This window comes from Thalassotalea sediminis (genome assembly GCF_030295915.1).
In the GTDB taxonomy this organism is placed as follows: Bacteria; Pseudomonadota; Gammaproteobacteria; order Enterobacterales; family Alteromonadaceae; genus Thalassotalea_C; species Thalassotalea_C sediminis.
This window is the reverse complement of record NZ_AP027361.1, coordinates 715,956-735,408: the sequence shown is the minus strand read 5'-3', so window position 1 is coordinate 735,408 and position 19,453 is coordinate 715,956. Positions and strand designations below refer to the sequence as shown.

Sequence of the window (19,453 nt, the reverse complement as noted above, 5' to 3'; positions counted from 1 at the left end):
GTAAACCATTGTCTGTACCACTTTACTACCGTAGAATCATAAAAATAATGTCTTCATTTGATCCTGAGTTTACCAAAGCATATTTTGTATGAAAGCATAAAAGTATACAGCACAAACAAAAAAGCCAGACATTAGTCTGGCTTTTATTAACCGTTAGCTTACTTATTTTACATACGCGCGTGGCATATTGGTTTCTGCTGTATATCGTTCACGTAATGCGTCTTGACGACTTTTTGTTGTTTTCTCAACGCCATCAACCCACATTTTTTCGACATGAGTACTCAATTCAAACGGGTCACCACTCCAAAGGACTAAATCGGCCTTTTTACCCACAGCAACGCGACCTGCGTCAATATTAAATGCGTCTGCAATATTTACGGTTACGGCTTTTAGTGCATCTTCTTTCTTGACGCCATTAGCAACCGAAATTCCCGCATCAAAACGCAACATATATAGATTATGCGTATCACCACTGACTGAATAGGCAACATTAACGCCTGCATCAAATAATTTACTTGCACTTGTTAAGCTGCGATGTAAAGCATCAAAGCTAGGTAAATTATTTATGGCTCCCATGATAACGGGTACACCTGCGTCAGCAATTTCATTGGCAACGCTTACTGCATCACCAGCGCCGGCGATAACTAAATCTAACGCAAAATCTTGCTTAATCGCTAATAACGCCAAAATATCGGTAGCGCGATCTACATAGGCAATAAGCGGCTTTTCACCTGCTAATAACGTACGAATAACTTGCTCATCACGTTTTGGTTGTTTTTCGTCTTTGTTACTGTCTTTCGCTGTATCTAACTTCTCTTGCGCGTCTTGTAGCTTATAACGTAATTTTTGAATTTCCATCGCTCGAGAGCCTTTACGCTTAGCACCAAGATCAACAATAACCGCAACGTTTGTTTCTCTAATACTATCAAAGTCACCCGATAAGTCCGCTAAGAATGCTTGGCCTTTAAACATGCCGTCACCACCACGAGGAACCGTGATATTAGCAGTAATACCGCCCTTTCTAGTGTAAGGAATTACCGTAGATTTAGGATTGAAAGCGACACTTGCATCAAACGTTATATCTGCTTTTTTCTCTCCTGAGTCACGCGTACTTGATACTGCAGAGACTTCTACGAGACCTAGTTGGTTCATCGCACCAATAAAACCTGGTGTTAATATTTTGCCTTGCGCATCAATCGAGGTGTCAGCTTCAACAGTATCTGGATTAATAGCACTGATCACTCCGTCATCAAAAACAACAGTTGCATTCTTTAGCACACCTTGTTCAGTCATGGTATGAACCGTTGCATTAGTAATAGCAACGCTATCGGCATAAACTGATGCAGCGCTTGTTAAGGCGACCATCAATAATGAAGATTTAAATAATTTCATGGTGATTCTCCTTATTGTTGGCCAAGTGAAAAGTCGCTTACCGCTTGATAGTTTTCATCAAAACGATCATAAACTTTAGCGCCATCAACAAACACTTGTTCAGCTTGCGCGTATACACTAAATGGGTTGCTGTTCCAAATAACCACATCTGCGTTTTTACCTGACTCAAGCGTTCCCGTTTTATCATCAATACCGAGTGATTTAGCAGCATTAGCTGTAATCCAAGTAATAGCGTCTTTAGGTTTTATATCGAAACCATTTTCATTGGCTCGATACATAACTTTGCCAGCTTCTTGATTCAAACGTTGGATAGTTGTTGCTGAGTCTGAATGTACTATTGCACAAGAGTTTGCCTTACTGCTAACAACTGCAACATTTTCTTGAATCATGTCGTAAGCTTCCATTTTAAAGCCCCACCAATCTGGCCACATCGCAGCACAATTACCATTTTCAGCTAATTTATCCGCAATTTTGTATGCTTCAATTGCATGATGGAACGTTCCTGCGTGATATCCAAACTCTTTGGACAGGTCAATCATCATCGCCATTTCTTCTGCTTTGTAGCAATGGTTATGAATTTTAATTTCACCATCTAGTACACCTTTCAGGGTATCAAGCTCAATATCTCTAGCTGGTGCTTCTGGGTTTTTACCAGCAGCATAATCTGCTTCATATTTATCCCATGCTCGCTTGTACTCTGTCGCCTCAGCCCAAGCCATGCGATATCCAGCCATATTTCCCATACGCGTGGCCGGAGACACTTTCTTAGTTCCATACACACGTTTTGGATTTTCACCACAGGCCATTTTTAAACCATAAGGAGCATCGGGAAACTTCATTCCTTGCATCGTTTGACTTGGCACGTTTCGCAACGTAACACCTCGGCCTCCAAATAAATTAGCTGAACCTGGGAGAATTTGTAATGTAGTAATACCGCCTTCTCGTGCACGATTGAAACCGGGATCTTGTGGCCAAACACTGTGCTCAGCCCACACTTCTGATGTGTTCGGTTGAGTTGCTTCATTACCATCGGAATGTGACTCTGCAGACGGACTTGGGTAAACCCCTAAATGCGAATGAACATCAATAATACCTGGAGTTACCCACTTACCATTTGCGTCGATAACAGCTGCACTCTGTGCAGCAATATTTTTACCCACTTGACTAATTTTCCCATTAATCATCAGTACATCAGCATTATCGATACGCTCGCCAGTGCCAGTTAACACAGTTGCGTTGCGGATAATGGTGGTTTGTTGTGGAAGCACTTGATAGGTACTTGGATACGGGTTTTTATTAATTTCTACCTTTTCATCTTGTTTTTCAGACTTTATACAAGCCGTTAAAGACATTGAAATAGCAGCAACTAATACCGAAGGTATAAATTTTTGCATGTGTGGTTCCCAAAAAAAGTAAGCTTGGAACGGTTATCCCGCCAAGCGAATTATTATCATTATTTTAAGTATCACCCTTTACAGTATTACGAACGAGCTAAATCGACAAGGGGGTAAAGTGAAGTTACATCTTTGCTTGCGATAAAGGGCGTACTTTTAACGATAAGTTACGGTAACTTAACTATGTTAATAGCAAAATTTCACATCGCCACCTATCAATATGCTGACGTTGATATTTTAATATGATTTCATGCTCGCTAAACAACTTCAGCGTTTTAGACTATACATAAGGTATAGTTCATTCAAATTTACAATAAATTATGCGGTATTCCTGTTGGCTGATCTTTATCATTACCCTTTGGTTTAACAATACAGCTTCTGCCGTTAATGAACTATCACTAAATATTGACACAAACAGATTACCAAAAACGATAGCGCTCGCCACAACTGATTGGTGCCCCTATTTATGTCAGCAAAACGATCATAAAACAGGCATTGTTGTCGACTATTTAAACTATCTTTCGACGCAATTAGATATAACGTTTATTTTTCATTTTTATCCCTGGAGTCGTGCTATTCAACTCGTCACTAATAACACCCATCACGGACTCGCAACGGCAATACAATCAGAAGCACCAAATTTGAAGCTGACAACAGTGCCAACCATGACTTATAAAGCCTGTTTTTACGTAAGAAACAACTCAAACTGGCATTATAAAGATATCAATTCAATCACAGATATTAGGCTAGGCTATATCGCAAACTATGGGTATGGAGAACCAGTTGATAGTTATATTAAACACCATAAACATGCTCAACACTTAGTTAAAATTACAGGCGTATCTGCACCACAAAGATTAATAAAAATGCTTAGCAGTAAACGAATCGATGGTTTTATTGCTGATCAACAAGTTACTCGGTGGATGACACGATTGTCCCAATCACAGGGAAATATCAACAATGCAGGATGTTTAACGCCAATGCCATTTTATCTTGCCATCAATCCATCGTTACCATGGGGTAATCAGCTAATACAACGACTCGATAACTTATTAAAAAATGACAAAAATCAACAGTATTTACAACAGATGATCTTGCCTAACTACCAATAAATTTCATTAATTTTTTACGGCGAAAAAATAAAACAGCTAGAACAAGCATTATATAAATAATGGGCTCAGTAGTATCTGACTTTACAGACCAATAAAAATGCCATACGGCCAATATTGCCGCTAAATAAACCCAGTTATGTAGTCTCTGCCACCGTCTCCCCATCCGTTTTTTTAACCTAGACCATGAAGTTACGGCTAATAAACTTATGATAACAAATGCCACCATACCTAATGTGATATATGGGCGCTCAACAACTTCTTCCAAAAATAACGCGAGATCAAATTGAATTTCAAATGCCCAAAAACTAAAGACGTGACAAAACGCATATAAAAAGGCGTACAAACCAACAAGTCGTCTATTTTGCATTAACAAAGGTGTTTTAATGCGCTTTGTAATTGGGGTAATAACTAATCCGAGTATGAGTAAATTTAGCGCACCGATACCAGTAAAGTGCAATACTTGTTCAACAGGATCAGCACCAAGCTGATCAATTATTGCTAAATAATATATATTGATTAACAGCGACAGGCTAATAAAGTGAATACCAACTTTTAATGCAAGTGTATCTTTTCTCATAACGACCTTTAAAAGTGTTTTCGCAAATCCATATTTTTATACATGCCAGCAACATACTCTCCATAACCATTGAAAGGCAGGGTATCAATTCGATTACGTGCGAATAAACCGCCGGAGGTTAAACGCCTCTCGCTCGCCTGACTCCATCGCGGGTGATCAACGCTAGGATTTACATTGGCATAAAAACCATATTCATGGGGGGCTAAAATATTCCATGTTGTAGGCGGCATATGCTCAACTAACTTAATACGTACTATCGATTTAATACTTTTAAACCCATATTTCCATGGCACAACAAGGCGAATAGGTGCACCGTTTTGCGGCGGTAAAGTTTTTCCATAGAGCCCCACAGATAAAAGTGTGAGATCATTAACAGCTTCATCGATTCTCAAGCCTTCTACATACGGATAATCTATGCCACCACCTATACGACGATTCGCTTGACCTGGCATTTGTTCAGGATCATATAGTGTTTGAAAGGCAACATATTTAGCATTAGAGGTCGGTTTAACTTTTTTCAGTAAATCAACCAACGGAAAGCCTATCCAAGGTATGACCATAGACCACGCTTCTACACAACGAAAACGATATATACGTTCTTGCAGTGGAAACATCGACAGCAACTGTTCATAATCTAACGTTAACGGCTGTTCACAAGCACCTTCTATGCGAAGTTGCCAAGGTTTAACGTTTAAATGTTGAGCATTTTCGACGGGATCAGATTTTTTTGTGCCAAATTCATAAAAGTTATTATGAGATGTTACTTTCGCTTCAGGCGTTAGCTTTTCATTAATAGGCATCCCTTTTTGATAAGTTAAGGGAGATGTTTTAAACGTAGTTTTATTTTGCTTACTCGTAAACCAATCAACAGCTGACGCTTGTTGAGATACACCTAACAACCCAGTAGCACCAAAAAATCCAAGCTGTTTCAACACCGTACGACGATTTAAGTATAAGCTTTCGTCGGTAACCGCTTGCTCAGGAAGGTTAACTGATTGACCAATTGCATTTCTCATAACATTGCCTTGCCCAGATTAAAAAATAAAAATACGAGTGAAACAGTTATTTTGTTCACTCGTATTTAATCTAGACCTGACTTACGTAAGATTAATTCTCTACCACATTAAATCATCAGGAATTTGATAGTCCGCATATGGATCTTCTTCATCAATGTCTTGCTCTACTTTGTCGTTTTGTACCAGTAAGACTTCCGGCGCTAAGGCGGCAACTTTTTCAGCCGTTTCAGCGGTCACTAAGTAGGTATTGTCTTCAATACCACACAGCGCTAGTCGCCCATTAACAAGTGCATTATAACTACTGGTATCTAAATGCATTTTTTTAATTGTCTTACCAAAGGTATAGTTATAAACACTGTCACCATCAACCTCTTTTAATTGATGATGTTCCAATATTTGTATAATACGTAACTTATCTTCTTTTGCTTTTAATTCTTGTTGACGTTGCGCGTTCAACTGCGCGTCTTTTTCAAGCTTTTCTTGCTGCTTTTTCGCTAAGTCTTGCTTTACTTTTTCCTGTAAGCTTTCACCAACCTGTTGGCCACTTTTCTGTTGTTTTTTCTTTTTACGTTTTTCAGTATTAGCTTTACGCGCACTTTGCTTAGTGGCAAGGCCCGCTTTTAATAATTGATCTTGTAATGAAGACATGAGGGGTTCTCAAAAATAAAAGGTTTCCGTTATTTTATCAGGCTAGATCAGAATTCATAGTCTGATAATAGTTTAAACATTGCGCCAGTTGTTTTGGGGTATCAAGATCAACAAATGCTTCATCTAATGGTAACGAAATTACACTATGCATATGCTTTTTCAATAATCTCTTGGCGCCAGAAGAAGGTTTTTGCTCTGATAGCGTTCGAAAATATGTATACGGAAAAATAACAGGCGGCCCCTGCACGTTATCTTGTGTTTTAGTTGCACAATGAATTTTTTCCGGCGCCCGTCGCCACGCCTGTACGAACGTATTTAAAAGTTTAGGGGTTAATTGCCATTGATCAACCAGTAGCAACATTACTGCGGTGATGTGGTTAGGCAAAGCTTTGATACCATGAGTAATAGAGCTTCCCATGCCTAGTTGCCAATCTAAATTATTAACAATGTGAACAGGTAAATGCTCAATTGAATGAGCAATAACTTGTGCCTGACAACCAACCACTACATACACATGCGACGTTACTGATAAAGCGAGATGGCATTGTTTTGCAATTAACGTTTCATTTTGCACCTTAACAAGCTGTTTAGCTTGTCCCAAACGAGAAGAACTGCCTCCCGCCAAGATAATAATAGCCAAGGTGCTATTTAGTGCTGAATGCGCCATGATTTTACATTATTTGTTTGATGGCGCATGCTAATGAACTGCTGAATTTCAGCACAAATCGATAATGCAATAGCTTGCGGGCTTCTCCCGCCAATATCTAACCCTATCGGACCAAAAACTTGTCCCTGAACATCTGATGCGGTTAATGATAACGCACTAAGTAGCTTATCACGACGGCCTGCTGGACCTAACAAGCCAATATAATCAACTCCTGCAGCAAGGGCCTGTTGTAATATTTCACCATCATTATTCAAATTATGCGTCATCACCACGACGGCATCAAACCCTTGATACTGCTCAACACTAGCATTTTCTGCACGTAACTTACGTTTTTGAAAACACGATGAAAAATCAGGCTGATCTAAATATGCTTGACGATGATCTTGTAACGTTACTCGCCACCCTAATTGCGTGACCATATTTACTAACGGCACAACATCTGGTCCGGCACCACACACTAACATATTAAAAATGGGGGTTATCGGAACGATTAGCCAATCACCACTTCCAAGCTTAGCTTCAATACTTTTGTCCATTTCATCAAGTAAAGCTTCAATGAAAACTGCTTTTCCTGTACCTTGCGCTTCGATACATTGACAATAAAAGCCTGTTTTTCCCGCCTGGACTGCATCCAGTAATTGCGTAAACGACAGGTGTTGATTTTCAGTAGTAATGGGTTGCAAGAAAATATCAATAGCACCATCACACCCTAAACCTAGGCCCCAAAGTAAATCGGCACCGGCTTTCAAATCATAGGTCAATTCAGCACATTGCCCTGTGTCTAGCACTTCTTGAGCATGTAATGCAATGTCAGCTTCTAAACAGCCTCCACTTAATAAGCCAGTACAAACACCTTCCGAGGAAATAAGCATCATTGTCCCCGTTTTACGATACGTTGAACCGTTAGTCGCCACTATAGTTGCAAGTACATAATTTTTGTTAGGTGAAAAATCACGCACAATTTGTAACCAATTTTCCTGCATCATTAAACCTTAGTGATAAACGCGATACTATTACCGTGTATGACTATTATTGTCTGCTTGTGCTATTACTTGCAACAAGGTATTCCAAGGTAGCAACGCACACTGCTTACGTATTGGAAATTGTTGAACCGTTAACAATGGTGAAAATTGCTCAGCAAGTTCACCAATTAATGCAATATTAGTTACCAGTACGCCGGTGAGTTGTTGAGCAAGTACTTTCGCATCCGCCACAGTCTCTTGAGAGACTTCTTGACACATAATAGATGCCGAAGCACGGCAGATAGCGCAGCTATCACCGTGAAAGGCAATGTCTTTAATAAACAAATTCGTTTCGTGCCGGTCTATCGAAACTTCAACAGTTATTTCATCACCACATGCGGGATTAACGCCACTATGTGACGCGCTTATCGGTATTGTCTTTTCAAAACCTACTGGATTTTTATGATGTGTAAGCAACGCTTCTTGATACAACTGTTGTGTATTCTTTTCATCAGGTTTACGAGGCTGATATTGTTTAACAAAGTTCATAATAGCTACACCACATTCGTTATTACTGATCACAACGCCATCATTTTATGCGCGGTTTTTAAGCCTTCAATTAATCGATCTATATCACTAACGTCATTATACAAGCCTAGCGAGGCTCTAATGCTAGCATTTACACCTAATGTTTGGTGTAAAGGTTGTGCACAGTGATGTCCTGCACGAATTGCAACACCTTCATTATCCAATAAGCTCGCTACGTCATGACAGTGCACTTTTTTTGTTTGAAAGCTTACTAAAGAAGATGACTTATTGACAGTACCCGCATCGTTACGCCGCAGTAATGGTTGATAAAACGGTAAACTTTCTAAGGCAGAGTGCATATAAGCCGCTAAGTTATCAATATATTGGTTGACATCATGCCAAGATATATCTGCCATGTAATCTAGAGCCTCAATTAGGCCAATTATTGCTGCGACATTATGAGAACCAGGCTCAAATTTTAAAGGTCCAGAGACATAACGACTTCGCTCATAAGTGACGGATTCAATAATACCACCGCCTAATTGATAAGGACGCATTTGATCAAACAGTTGTCCTTTAGCATACAGTACACCACATCCAGTTGGACCATATATTTTATGTGCAGAAAACACATAAAAGTCACAATCTATCGCGTTAACATTAATCCCCCCTTTCGCAATAGCTTGCGCACCATCAATAAGAGTTGGTACACCTTTACTGCGAGCAATTCGGCAAATTTGTTCTACGGGGTTTTGTCGCCCTAGGACGTTAGAAGTATGCGTAATGGCCAATATTAGCGTGTTGCTATCAAGTAATTCTGACAACTCGGCGAGGTTTATCACACCTTCGTCGTTTAACGGCGCAACTCTTAATTCTGCGCCGTATTGAAGCGCGAGTCGCTGCCAAGGTAACAAATTAGCATGATGTTCAGCTGCACTTATGACGATGTTGCTGCTATCTCCTGTCGAAGAGGCATTGATGAGCAAAGGCTCAACAAAACTGTAAGCGACAATATTGATGGCATCAGTGGTGCCATGATTAAATGAAATGTTTTGCTCACTACTTGCGCCAATAAAATCAGCCACTTTTGCACGAGCTTGCTCTACACGCTCGGTAACATTGGCACTAAGTTGATAAAGCCCTTTATGACTGTTTGCATGCGCATAACACTGATAGTGAAAAACAGCATCAGCAACATGTTTTGGAGTTAAGCATGTTGCTGCTGAATCCAAATAGCAAAGATTTGGGTGAGCATGAGATAAATACACAGGAAAGTCTTGCTTCCATGGACTAACAATGGACATATTTCAATGATTCTTTAACGAGTGTGGATTAACGTTAACAATCAGATTTAAAGATAGCAATTAACCATTTGTAAGTTTTAATGAAATCAATGTCTAGTATGTAACAATTCTTATAAGTGGCTATACAATGTTAGCTGAACATTACTTAACTAAACGCATTGGCGCTTGTTCTGTTATGTTACCTTCTAATGACTTGCTTTCGGAGGGCTTACTCGCAACCGTTTTCTTTGCTGAAATACGAACTTCTTTATGAATAGATTCACCTTGTTGAAAGCGATGATAACTTACTTCATCTAATCCAATTGATTGTGCAAAGTTATAGAAACTCTTAAAGTCTTGTTTAGAGAACTCATCTTCATCTTTATTAAGCAACCCATCTACATACATTTTATTGCCATTAATATTGCAGTTCGCAATTGCTCTATATGGTTTGCCAAATTCATCTACCTTTAGCGCTCTTACCGCTTTAACTTCAAAAAACCAGTCGCCAACCTGAATATAGCGAGAATGAGTTTGTGTCATTATTAATCTCAACTTAAATACGCCCGCACAAATAACATAAATGTGCTGCACTAAAAAAACAGGCTCACTACTTATTAGATAGACAAAAAATAACAACAAAAATAAGTAGAAAGGTCAGCCTGTGACTTGCGATAATTATTGCATTGTTAGCACTGTTCCGCTAACAATTTTTTAACAAATAGAGTATCGTTTTCACATTACAGAATTTGCTCTACTGACAGTGCAATTTGCTTTTCCATAACACATTGAAAGAAATGGTAAAGGTACATTGTTCCTGTTTCTCATTTCAGGTACTCTAAAATTATAAAAAATTACTCTTAATATGATTATGCATCGCGTCAAAAAAACTATCGTAGCCGTTTTACTATTAATAATGTTAATTGTCGCAATGGCCTTTACATGGCTCTATAGCCAAATCGATGGTGCTCTGCCTCAGTTAGACGGAAAAATTACACTTTTTGGATTAGAAAATGGCGCGTCCATAGAGCGAGATGAAAAAGGTGTTGCAACAATTAAAGCAGAAAACAGACACGACTTAGCCCTCGCCACTGGCTTTGTACATGCACAAGAGCGTTTCTTTCAAATGGATACTTTAAGACGTAATGCTGCGGGCGAGTTATCAAGCTTGTTTGGTGGTGTTGCTCTACCCTACGACAAATCTATTCGATTACATCGTTTTAGACAACGAGCGGAAGCAATCGTTAAACAACTACCTGAAAACGAAAAGAAAATTCTTAATGCATATACTACAGGAGTTAATGAGGGTCTACGAAGTCTAAAAGCACATCCATTTGAGTACTTACTATTACAGCAACAGCCCGTTGAATGGCGCCCAGAAGACAGTATTTTAGCTGTTTATTCAATGTATTTAGACTTACAGTATAAAGATGGTAAAAGAGAGAGAACCCTCGGATTATTGCAGAACTTACTCAGCAATGATGTTTACCAATTTCTAAACCCAAAAGGCAGTAAATGGGATGCCGCTATTGATGGCACAACATACACGCCAGCACCTATACCAGAGACACCGTGGCCAAGCGCAGCATCTGCGGCAAATAATCTCGTATCACCAGTAAACAAGACAAGTTTCACCTTTGATAATAACCTTACAAAGCAAGAAGCATTACCGGGGTCAAACAATTGGGCGGTGTCAGGCACTTTAACGGCTAGTGGTAGTGCCATTGTCGCCAATGATATGCACTTATCGCTGCGCATTCCTAACACATGGTTTAGAGCAAGGTTTATCTATCAAAAGCACGGACAAGAAAAAGACATTACAGGCGTAACACTGCCCGGTACACCACTGATGGTAGCAGGTAGTAACGGTCACATTGCTTGGGGGTTTACTAATAGTTACGGTGACTTCAGTGATGTGATTGTGTTAGAAACTAATGATGCTCAAGATCAATACTTAACACCAGATGGCTTTAGGCCCTTTACCTACAGCACTCAAGTTGTAGCAATAAAAGAAAAGCCCTCAGAAGAAGTAGAAATACAAGAAACAATTTGGGGGCCAGTGATCGGTAAAAACCATCTAGGCCAGCCTTTAGCTTATCGTTGGACAGCACATGATAACCAAGCAGTAAACCTCGCGTCGATCGCGTTAGAAGACAGTAAAACCGTAAAAGACGCTTTTTCAGTCGCTGCCCGTTCAGGTATTCCTGCACAAAATATTGTTATTGGTGATAAAGACGGCAACATCGGTTGGACAATAATGGGCGCAATACCAAAACGCAGTGCAAACTTCGGAGAAACGCCTTCATCATGGTCAAACGGCGACAATACATGGCAAGGTTACCTGACTGAACGTGAATACCCGCGTATTTATAACCCCAAAACAGATCGTATATGGACGGCAAATGCAAGAGTTGTCGGTGGGAAAATGCTTGAAAAACTGGGCAATGGTGGCTATGCCTTAGGTGCGAGAGCAAAGCAGATTGCAGATAATTTACATGCAGAAGAAACATTCGATGAAGAAAAGCTGCTTGCCATTGCTTTAGATGACCAAGCACTCTTTTTAGATCATTGGCATGAGTTTATTATCGAGCAAGTGTTAACCGAAGAAACGCTTGCGCAGCATCCTCATTGGCAAGAAGCAAAAACCTTATTACTTGAAGAAACTGCACTATCTGCTAGCACCGACTCAGTCACATACCGCTTAATCAGAAATTTTCGTATAACATTGCGCGATCATGTCTTTAGTCAACTTGCCAATAATATGTCATCAATTGATGAGCACTTTCAAATAAGTACAATCCGCCATCAACTCGAAATACCACTTTGGCAATTGGTATCACAACAACCTGATAATTTTTTGTGGTTACCCAACGATAGTTGGCAGGCAGCTTTCATATACGCTTTTGACCAGACGTTTCAAGCGCTAACGAAAGACCAAGATTTAACAGAAGCCACATGGGGCCAACAAAATACAGCCGTAATACGACACCCATTAGCCTCCGCTATTCCTATACTGACGAAGTTTTTAAGTATGCCTGCTACGCCCTTGCCTGGTGATAGCTATATGCCTAGAGTACAAGGTACAAACTTTGGTGCTTCTGAACGAATGGTCGTGTCACCCGGTCATGAAGAAAACGGCATCTTTCACATGCCAACTAGCCAATCTGGTCACCCTTGGAGTCCTTATTTTAGTCTTGGGAACCAAGATTGGGTACTCGGAAAACCAAGTAGTTTTCTCCCTGAAAAAACAAAATATACTTTAACATTATTGAGTTATTAGGAGGCAAAATGACAATTCTTATCAGCTGTTTATTCATCTCCCTGTTAATGCCATTTTTAACAAAAATTCCTGTCGCGATAGCGATGCATAAACACAATGGATACAACAATCAAGCACCAAGAAGCCAGCAAGCAGCTTTAAAAGGATTTGGTGCGAGAGCTGTCGCCGGCCATCAAAATGCTTTTGAAGCGGTCATCATATTTGCACCAGCAATATTACTTGCCATAGCGACAGGAAATACAAGTACTCTGATCCAACAACTAGCGATAGCCCACATCGCTGCACGTATTGTTTATCAGTTGTTATATTTGGCGAATTTAAGCACATTAAGAAGTATCGTTTGGGGCATAGGACTCATAACGTCACTGACTATCGTATGGCAATGCCTACCCTAAGGTGTATTCTCTCTTATATAGCAAAGTGCAAGGATGAGGTGTGAAATGAGTATAAATAAGTAGTTGAAAAACACTGCAACGCTCGATAAAGTAAAGCGATGAAAGACATCATATTCACCTTTATTTTTACCTTTTTTATATCCCGTATTTAGGGAGTGTTGATGTCGTTTAAAAGTTAACGATAAACCTCCCAAGCGGAGGTTTTTTTATGTCAGAAAAACTTTTTATTTTTAATTACCTTGGAATTACCACTTATGTCTGTGAGCGAAGAATTAGATCTGAATAAACTGAGAGAGCAAATAACAACACTCGATCAAGAGTTACTCGCACTATTTGCAAAACGACGCTCACTTACACTTAACGTTGCTAAAAGTAAGGCGCATCAAGTAAGACCTGTACGCGATCAACAACGAGAACAAGAGTTATTAGTAAGATTAATAAAGCAAGGCCGTGATTTTGGGCTAGATGCACACTATGTTACAAGTGTATTCCAAACCATCATCGAAGATTCTGTACTTAATCAACAAGCCTATTTACAAACACTGGCAAATCCAAATATAGAAATGCCAGCGGTTAGTGTTGCTTTCTTAGGAGACAAAGGCTCTTACAGTTATTTAGCAAGCCATCGTTATTTTTCAAGGCGCGCAGAGAAGATTATAGAGTATGGATGTCAGAGCTTTAGCGATATTTTACAACAAGTGGAATCTGGTCATGTTGATTACGGCATGCTACCAATAGAAAACACAAGCTCCGGTAGCATTAACGAAGTGTATGATCTATTACAACACACTAACTTATCGATTGTTGGCGAAATTACTCAACCGATTGAACACTGTTTATTAGCAGCGGTAAATACGACGTTAAGTCAAATAACAACAATTTACGCCCATGGACAACCTTTTACGCAATGCAGTAACTTCCTTGATAAACAAGGGAATATGCGCATTGAATACTGTGAAAGTACAGCCGAAGCTATGGCAAAAGCCTGCGAACTTCAGGATCCAACGGTAGCCGTTATAGGTAGTGAAGAAGGCGGTAAGTTATACCAACTCCATGCTTTAGAAAAATCAATAGCTAATCAAACAGAAAATCACAGTCGATTTATTCTTGTTGCAAGAAAACCAATCGAAGTAGCCGAGCAAATTCCAGCCAAAACAACGTTTATTCTTGCTACAGGGCAAAAACCAGGCGCATTGGTAGAGTGTTTGCTGATATTAAAGAATGCAGGCATTAACATGTGCAAGCTAGAATCACGTCCCATACAAGGGCGTCCATGGGAAGAAATGTTTTATATCGATGTTGAAGCAAACTTAAAACAAATAGCATTACAAGAAGCGATAAGAGAACTCACTTCAATTACCAATTTTATTAAGGTGTTAGGCTGTTACCCTATTGAACATATTAATCCAACAAGTGTTCCTAGCAGCGCACTAAAGGCTGATTAACCCTTCTATCAAGAAAAGGTTTATGCACTCGCCATAAACCTTTTCTTGAATGCATTTACGATTTACTTATGTACTAAAGCACATTTTTCTCAATAAATTAGTAGAGAAATACAACATTAAGTAAATTTCCCGATATACTAATAACAAACTAAATCACTAAATTAACAGGATGGAATAAGTGAAAGTAATCTCTTCAATTATCGTGATCATTTTACTATTGTGCGGTGGCGCACTTTGGTTTCTCGCCGGCGGCTCTTTAAATGAATACGTTAAAGCGCAAATCGAATCAGTAGGTCAGCAATTAACAGAACAAAAAGTTTCTGTGAATAAAGTAGATATACAACTGACAAAAGGTGCAGGCAGCATCTTTGGGTTAACCTTACCAAACCCCAATAAATATAATTACCCAAACGCATTTTCGTTAGGTGAAATCACACTTGATATTGATATTGAAAGTCTCACTAGTGACCCCATTGTTTTGGACGCAATCGTCATTCAAAAGCCAGAGGCTTTTGTAGAGTTTACCAAAGCGGGCGGAGCAAACATTAAAGACCTTATTGATACGATTGAAAAGAATTTACCAAAATCAAAGCAAGCCAGTAAGCCAACCTCAGATGGTCAACCCGAGCCTAAACTAACCATTAAAAAAGTTATTTTGGCTGGTACTGCTTTATCTGTAGATTTATCAGCACTTGGCAACAAAGAGCATCAAGCGACGTTGCAAGATATTACCTTGACCAATATCGGTGGCAGTGAAGGTTTACCAGCAAGCCAAATAGGGAGTGTTATCGTTAAAGAAGCCTTATCTGAGATTTGGCGTCATACAAAGCAAGTTCAAAAAGAAAAAATAAAAGCAAAAGCGACAGAAAAACTCAAAGAAAAAGCTAAAGAAAAGTTATCAGAATTATTTAACTAATCAGATAGCTGAGGGAGATACCAATGAAAAACTTAATGCTTAGCGCCTTAACAGTGTTAATTTTCACAATGCCAGTTCAATTAGTTAATGCAACGGAATGGGAATTTAGTGCCCATATCGGTCAAACGTGGGCACCAGACCTTCAAAGCTATAATACTAGCGAAACAATTGCCATTGACGATGGTAATAACTTCGGATTTGGTATTGCTTGGCAAGACTCTCCAAGTGGCATGGGACAAGTGCTATTTAACCAAGTCAGTCATGATTTTGTTAGTGAATTAGATCAAACTAATCAATCACTTGATATTTTATATGGACACTTTAACGGTATCGCTATATTTAAGCAGCAAAACTACGCGACAACTGTTTCCCTTGGTTTAGGTGGCGCTTTATTCGATGCTGATCAAGGTGAACAGCTCTATCCCTCTGCAACTATAGCCCTTGGCACACGCTATGACTTTTCTGACAATTTAACCTTTTTTACTGAATTACGAGGTTATGCTAGTTTAGTTGATGAAGAGGATAACTTATTTTGTCAACAAGATAACTGCCACGCGCAATTTGAAGATAGCTTATGGATGGAAACTAACATCACCATAGGTATCGCATTTAGGTTTTAAAAATAACAATTATTCATTAATCATAAAAAGGAAAATACTAAAATGACGAAGTTTTTTACTGCAATTGTAGTGTCATTATTACTTATCGCATGTGCACCTGAAGTAGGCACAAAAGCTTGGTGTGAAGCATTAAAAGAAAAGCCTAAAGGCGACTGGACTGCAAACGAAGCAGCCGATTATACCAAGCACTGTTTATTTAAGTCAGACGACGAAGAATAATTCACGTCCATTAAAATGAGAAACACAGCACTAGTTACTGTGTTTCTTAATAAAGCCATCAATATCTGCCACTAAAGACACATCAGGTCGCTCAATTATACGTCCTAACTCTTTTCCCGCGTTTTTAACAATTACCGTCGGCGTATAAACAATGTTTGCCGCTTTTGCTCGTCCCTTAGGTTCAGCCTTACGATAATTTAACGCGATTAACCGATAAGACAATGCCTTATTCTCTTGGAGCAATTTAAGTAACTTGGGTACTTCTCGCTCGCTGTCATGACACCAACTACCAAAATAAATATCAAAATGAATACCATTAGGCCACTGCTTAATAAGTGCAAGGTCTTTTTCCGATACCTTATAGCTTTGGTAGTTATTCGAAAACGATTGCTCAGTCGTTAATAAAGTTTGTTTAGTGATATCTCCTTGGCTAACTTCTGGAGGTACAACACTGGAACACGCCGTGATTAGTCCTAACGATAACGTAGCAATTAACTCAATTTTTATCATAAAAATATCATTGTTTTTTTAATTCATTAGCTTTTAATAACATGGCTTTACTTTCATGTAAAAAGGTTTCTGCATAATCGCCAAACCAATCAGAAACTTGATTAAACATGGTAACAAATGCATCTTTGTCTCCCATCTCAACATCTTCTAACAACTCAAGAAAACGGTAAGCAAACCGCTTCATCATGGCAATATTGTCTCGATTAGAAAAAATAATGTCTGTGTATAGTATTGGATCTTGCGCAAATAACCTGCCGACCATAATAAGTTCCAATCGATAAATAGGTGAGCTCATATCTACCAATTGAGAAATTTCAGCACCTTCTGTCATTAAGTGATAACCATAAGCGATTGTTGAAAAGTGCCTCATCACTTGTACCATCGACATTGCTTGGTCATGCTGTTGGGCAGTAACAGGATAGATTTTTGCCCCCCAAACAGCGAACTGATCAAGCAACCATTGATAGTCCTCTGGTTGACGCCCTTCACAGGTGATAATCGTTTGCTTAATAAGGCCGGCAACGTCTGGCCCAAACATCGGATGTAAACCCACAACAGGTCCACTGTGAACTCGCATCATTTCATGTAATGGCGCAGCTTTAATACTTGTTATGTCTGCCAAAACACAATCTTTTGGTAATTGGTGAAGTTGTTGTATGATATTCGCAGTTAGCCTAATAGGTACAGAAACGATCACTAAACTGGCTTCAGCAAGAATGTCATTACTTCTCGCCCAATCATCATGTTCAAGAATTTCTACTCGATAACCTGACCGCGAAAATAAATCTACAAAGACTGCACCGAGTTGTCCTGCACCGCCTATTACGACAACTTTACGACACGAAGGGTTTACGCAACGATAGCCACTAGCATCTTGACTACTATAAGAATCTCGCATTAAGCGTCGCAAAATATCTTCAATGAGTTCAGGGCACAAGCCAGCATCAGCAGCTTGCTGACGCCTTAACGCCAACAACTCACGCTCTCTATCAGGAGCGTAAATTGGCATGCCTACTTCACTTTTTAACGCCCCGACTTTACTAGTAATCGCACGGCGCTTCGCCAGTAATTCAACTAATTGGCTGTCTACGTCATCTATTTGATCACGCAGTAATTTTAGTTGTGCTGTTATATCTGATTTTTCCATAAATAGGTTACAAAATTCTTGCGTTTAACACTGATGACAATTGCTCCACACTTTGCCCTAGTAAAGCTTTTGTAGTTGTAAAGTCAATGCAAGCGTCGGTGACCGAAACACCATACTTAAGTTGATCTTTTGGTAAATCAGCACTTTGATTCCCTTCATTTAAGTGACTCTCAAGCATTATACCAATAATAGATTTGTTACCATTTACAATTTGAGTAACAACATCTTGCGCAACTATTGGTTGTCGACGATAGTCCTTATTCGAATTCCCGTGTGAACAATCAACAACAATACCCGGCTCTAACGCATGCTTTGCAAGTTGTTGTTCACAAAGCGCAATATCATCTGCTTGGTAATTGGGCTTTTTACCCCCTCGTAAAATGACATGACCATCTGGGTTGCCTGAAGTTTTAATTAATGCCACTTGCCCTTCTTGGTTAATTCCCATAAAACGATGCGAAGATGCAGCAGATTGCATCGCATTTATCGCCACATCAAGGCTACCATTCGTGCCATTTTTAAAGCCAATCGGCATTGATAAGCCACTTGCCATTTCACGATGTGTTTGTGATTCAGTTGTTCTAGCACCAATTGCTGACCAACTAAAAAGCTCCGCAAGGTATTGAGGGCTGATCGGATCTAACGCTTCGGTCGCCAAAGGTAAACCCAAATCCGTTAAGTATAACAATAGCTCGCGCGCTTTTCTTAAGCCACTTTCAACGTCGAATGAACCATTCATGTCAGGATCATTAATCAGCCCTTTCCAGCCAACCGTTGTTCTAGGCTTTTCAAAATAAACGCGCATAACAATATAGAGTGTGTCTTTGTATTGATCATGTAGTGCTTTTAATTGTTGAGCGTACGCTTTAGCTGCCTCGACATCATGTATTGAACAAGGGCCACTAATCACTAAAAAACGGTGATCTTTTTTATGGATGATATTAGCTATATCTTGCCTAGCATTGATTATAAATTCACGACCCTGTTTCGAGAGTGGTAATTCATCACGCAATTGTTGCGGGGTAATAAGCACTTCTTCAGCATTGACATGAATATTGTTTAATGATCCTTTCGGGCTTATCGCACTTACATTTGATTCAGACATTTTAACGTTCCAGATATTTTAACAGCGAGTTTTATAAGAATAATACATACGGGCTAAACAGGATGTTTAGCAATAGAAAGACCAGAAATAATAAAAACTAAATTTATTCAAAATCATTATATGTATATGTTGTAAACTTTGGTTTACGTAAATTGTACATATATTCTTACATGATAAAATTTATCTGGCAAATACTTTTTCAATTATTTATTGACTAACCTAGCTCAACAAAACAAC

Annotated in this window: 20 protein-coding genes; 7 read left to right on the top strand and 13 right to left on the bottom strand. The window is 39.2% G+C overall.

The window, feature by feature from the left end:
• Nucleotides 1-162: 162 nt before the first annotated feature.
• Complete coding sequence (locus QUE09_RS03325) at nucleotides 163-1,392, bottom strand: amidohydrolase family protein (protein WP_286234786.1); 1,230 nt, start codon at nucleotides 1,390-1,392, stop codon at nucleotides 163-165.
• Nucleotides 1,393-1,403: 11 nt separating this feature from the next.
• On the bottom strand, nucleotides 1,404-2,786 hold the full coding sequence (locus tag QUE09_RS03320) for an amidohydrolase (RefSeq protein ID WP_286234785.1): 1,383 nt from the start codon (nucleotides 2,784-2,786) through the stop codon (nucleotides 1,404-1,406).
• A 320-nt stretch (nucleotides 2,787-3,106) separates the two neighbouring features.
• On the opposite strand from QUE09_RS03320, the gene QUE09_RS03315 reads away from it, so the two are divergent.
• Nucleotides 3,107-3,898: a substrate-binding periplasmic protein gene (locus QUE09_RS03315; protein WP_286234784.1), complete on the top strand. Its 792-nt coding sequence runs from the start codon at nucleotides 3,107-3,109 to the stop codon at nucleotides 3,896-3,898.
• Here the strand turns inward: QUE09_RS03315 and msrQ are convergent.
• The 8 genes from msrQ to QUE09_RS03275 all read right to left on the bottom strand — a co-directional run bounded on the left by msrQ (nucleotide 3,885) and on the right by QUE09_RS03275 (nucleotide 10,122).
• Nucleotides 3,885-4,475: a protein-methionine-sulfoxide reductase heme-binding subunit MsrQ gene (gene msrQ / locus QUE09_RS03310; RefSeq protein WP_286234783.1), complete on the bottom strand. Its 591-nt coding sequence runs from the start codon at nucleotides 4,473-4,475 to the stop codon at nucleotides 3,885-3,887. The two genes, QUE09_RS03315 and msrQ, sit on opposite strands and share 14 nt — an antisense overlap.
• 8 nt (nucleotides 4,476-4,483) lie before the next feature.
• Nucleotides 4,484-5,491: a protein-methionine-sulfoxide reductase catalytic subunit MsrP gene (gene msrP, locus QUE09_RS03305; protein ID WP_286234782.1), complete on the bottom strand. Its 1,008-nt coding sequence runs from the start codon at nucleotides 5,489-5,491 to the stop codon at nucleotides 4,484-4,486.
• Nucleotides 5,492-5,590: 99 nt separating this feature from the next.
• Nucleotides 5,591-6,139, bottom strand: coding sequence for a DUF2058 domain-containing protein (locus tag QUE09_RS03300; protein WP_286234781.1), 549 nt, complete (start codon nucleotides 6,137-6,139; stop codon nucleotides 5,591-5,593).
• A gap of 37 nt (nucleotides 6,140-6,176) precedes the next feature.
• Nucleotides 6,177-6,806, bottom strand: a complete 630-nt coding sequence (locus QUE09_RS03295) for a nucleotidyltransferase family protein (RefSeq protein ID WP_286234780.1) — start codon at nucleotides 6,804-6,806, stop codon at nucleotides 6,177-6,179.
• The gene (locus QUE09_RS03290; RefSeq protein ID WP_286234779.1) at nucleotides 6,788-7,792 is read right to left on the bottom strand and encodes an XdhC family protein; all 1,005 of its coding nucleotides are present in this window, start codon (nucleotides 7,790-7,792) and stop codon (nucleotides 6,788-6,790) included. Before QUE09_RS03290 ends, QUE09_RS03295 begins: the two co-directional genes overlap by 19 nt.
• 27 nt (nucleotides 7,793-7,819) lie before the next feature.
• Nucleotides 7,820-8,317, bottom strand: a complete 498-nt coding sequence (gene sufU / locus QUE09_RS03285) for a Fe-S cluster assembly sulfur transfer protein SufU (protein ID WP_286234778.1) — start codon at nucleotides 8,315-8,317, stop codon at nucleotides 7,820-7,822.
• A 29-nt stretch (nucleotides 8,318-8,346) separates the two neighbouring features.
• Nucleotides 8,347-9,600 carry an aminotransferase class V-fold PLP-dependent enzyme gene (locus tag QUE09_RS03280; protein WP_286234777.1) on the bottom strand — a complete coding sequence of 418 codons (1,254 nt, stop codon included), beginning with the start codon at nucleotides 9,598-9,600 and terminating at the stop codon, nucleotides 8,347-8,349.
• A 141-nt stretch (nucleotides 9,601-9,741) separates the two neighbouring features.
• Entirely contained in the window at nucleotides 9,742-10,122 is a 381-nt protein-coding gene (locus tag QUE09_RS03275; RefSeq protein ID WP_286234776.1) for a hypothetical protein, read from the bottom strand.
• A 373-nt stretch (nucleotides 10,123-10,495) separates the two neighbouring features.
• Here QUE09_RS03275 and QUE09_RS03270 point away from each other — a divergent pair, with 373 nt between their 5' ends.
• From QUE09_RS03270 to QUE09_RS03245, 6 genes are all read left to right on the top strand, one after another.
• Nucleotides 10,496-12,859 (top strand): penicillin acylase family protein, encoded by a 2,364-nt coding sequence (locus QUE09_RS03270; protein ID WP_286234775.1) that lies wholly within the window; start codon nucleotides 10,496-10,498, stop codon nucleotides 12,857-12,859.
• An 8-nt stretch (nucleotides 12,860-12,867) separates the two neighbouring features.
• Nucleotides 12,868-13,254 carry an MAPEG family protein gene (locus QUE09_RS03265; RefSeq protein WP_286234774.1) on the top strand — a complete coding sequence of 129 codons (387 nt, stop codon included), beginning with the start codon at nucleotides 12,868-12,870 and terminating at the stop codon, nucleotides 13,252-13,254.
• A 254-nt stretch (nucleotides 13,255-13,508) separates the two neighbouring features.
• Complete coding sequence (locus QUE09_RS03260) at nucleotides 13,509-14,699, top strand: chorismate mutase (RefSeq protein WP_286234773.1); 1,191 nt, start codon at nucleotides 13,509-13,511, stop codon at nucleotides 14,697-14,699.
• A 178-nt stretch (nucleotides 14,700-14,877) separates the two neighbouring features.
• The gene (locus QUE09_RS03255) at nucleotides 14,878-15,615 is read left to right on the top strand and encodes an AsmA family protein (RefSeq protein WP_286234772.1); all 738 of its coding nucleotides are present in this window, start codon (nucleotides 14,878-14,880) and stop codon (nucleotides 15,613-15,615) included.
• A gap of 23 nt (nucleotides 15,616-15,638) precedes the next feature.
• On the top strand, nucleotides 15,639-16,235 hold the full coding sequence (locus tag QUE09_RS03250) for a hypothetical protein (RefSeq protein ID WP_286234771.1): 597 nt from the start codon (nucleotides 15,639-15,641) through the stop codon (nucleotides 16,233-16,235).
• Nucleotides 16,236-16,277: 42 nt separating this feature from the next.
• Nucleotides 16,278-16,454 carry a DUF3012 domain-containing protein gene (locus QUE09_RS03245; RefSeq protein ID WP_286234770.1) on the top strand — a complete coding sequence of 59 codons (177 nt, stop codon included), beginning with the start codon at nucleotides 16,278-16,280 and terminating at the stop codon, nucleotides 16,452-16,454.
• Between the two features lie 30 nt (nucleotides 16,455-16,484).
• Here QUE09_RS03245 and QUE09_RS03240 read toward each other — a convergent pair whose 3' ends face one another.
• From QUE09_RS03240 to QUE09_RS03230, 3 genes are read right to left on the bottom strand one after another with little or no spacing between them, the layout of a single operon-like run.
• Complete coding sequence (locus QUE09_RS03240) at nucleotides 16,485-16,964, bottom strand: thioredoxin family protein (RefSeq protein ID WP_286234769.1); 480 nt, start codon at nucleotides 16,962-16,964, stop codon at nucleotides 16,485-16,487.
• Nucleotides 16,965-16,971: 7 nt separating this feature from the next.
• On the bottom strand, nucleotides 16,972-18,111 hold the full coding sequence (tyrA, locus tag QUE09_RS03235; RefSeq protein ID WP_286234768.1) for a bifunctional chorismate mutase/prephenate dehydrogenase: 1,140 nt from the start codon (nucleotides 18,109-18,111) through the stop codon (nucleotides 16,972-16,974).
• Between the two features lie 7 nt (nucleotides 18,112-18,118).
• A complete protein-coding gene (locus QUE09_RS03230) occupies nucleotides 18,119-19,216 on the bottom strand; it encodes a 3-deoxy-7-phosphoheptulonate synthase (RefSeq protein WP_286234767.1) in 1,098 nt (365 codons plus the stop codon).
• Nucleotides 19,217-19,453 lie beyond the last annotated feature (237 nt).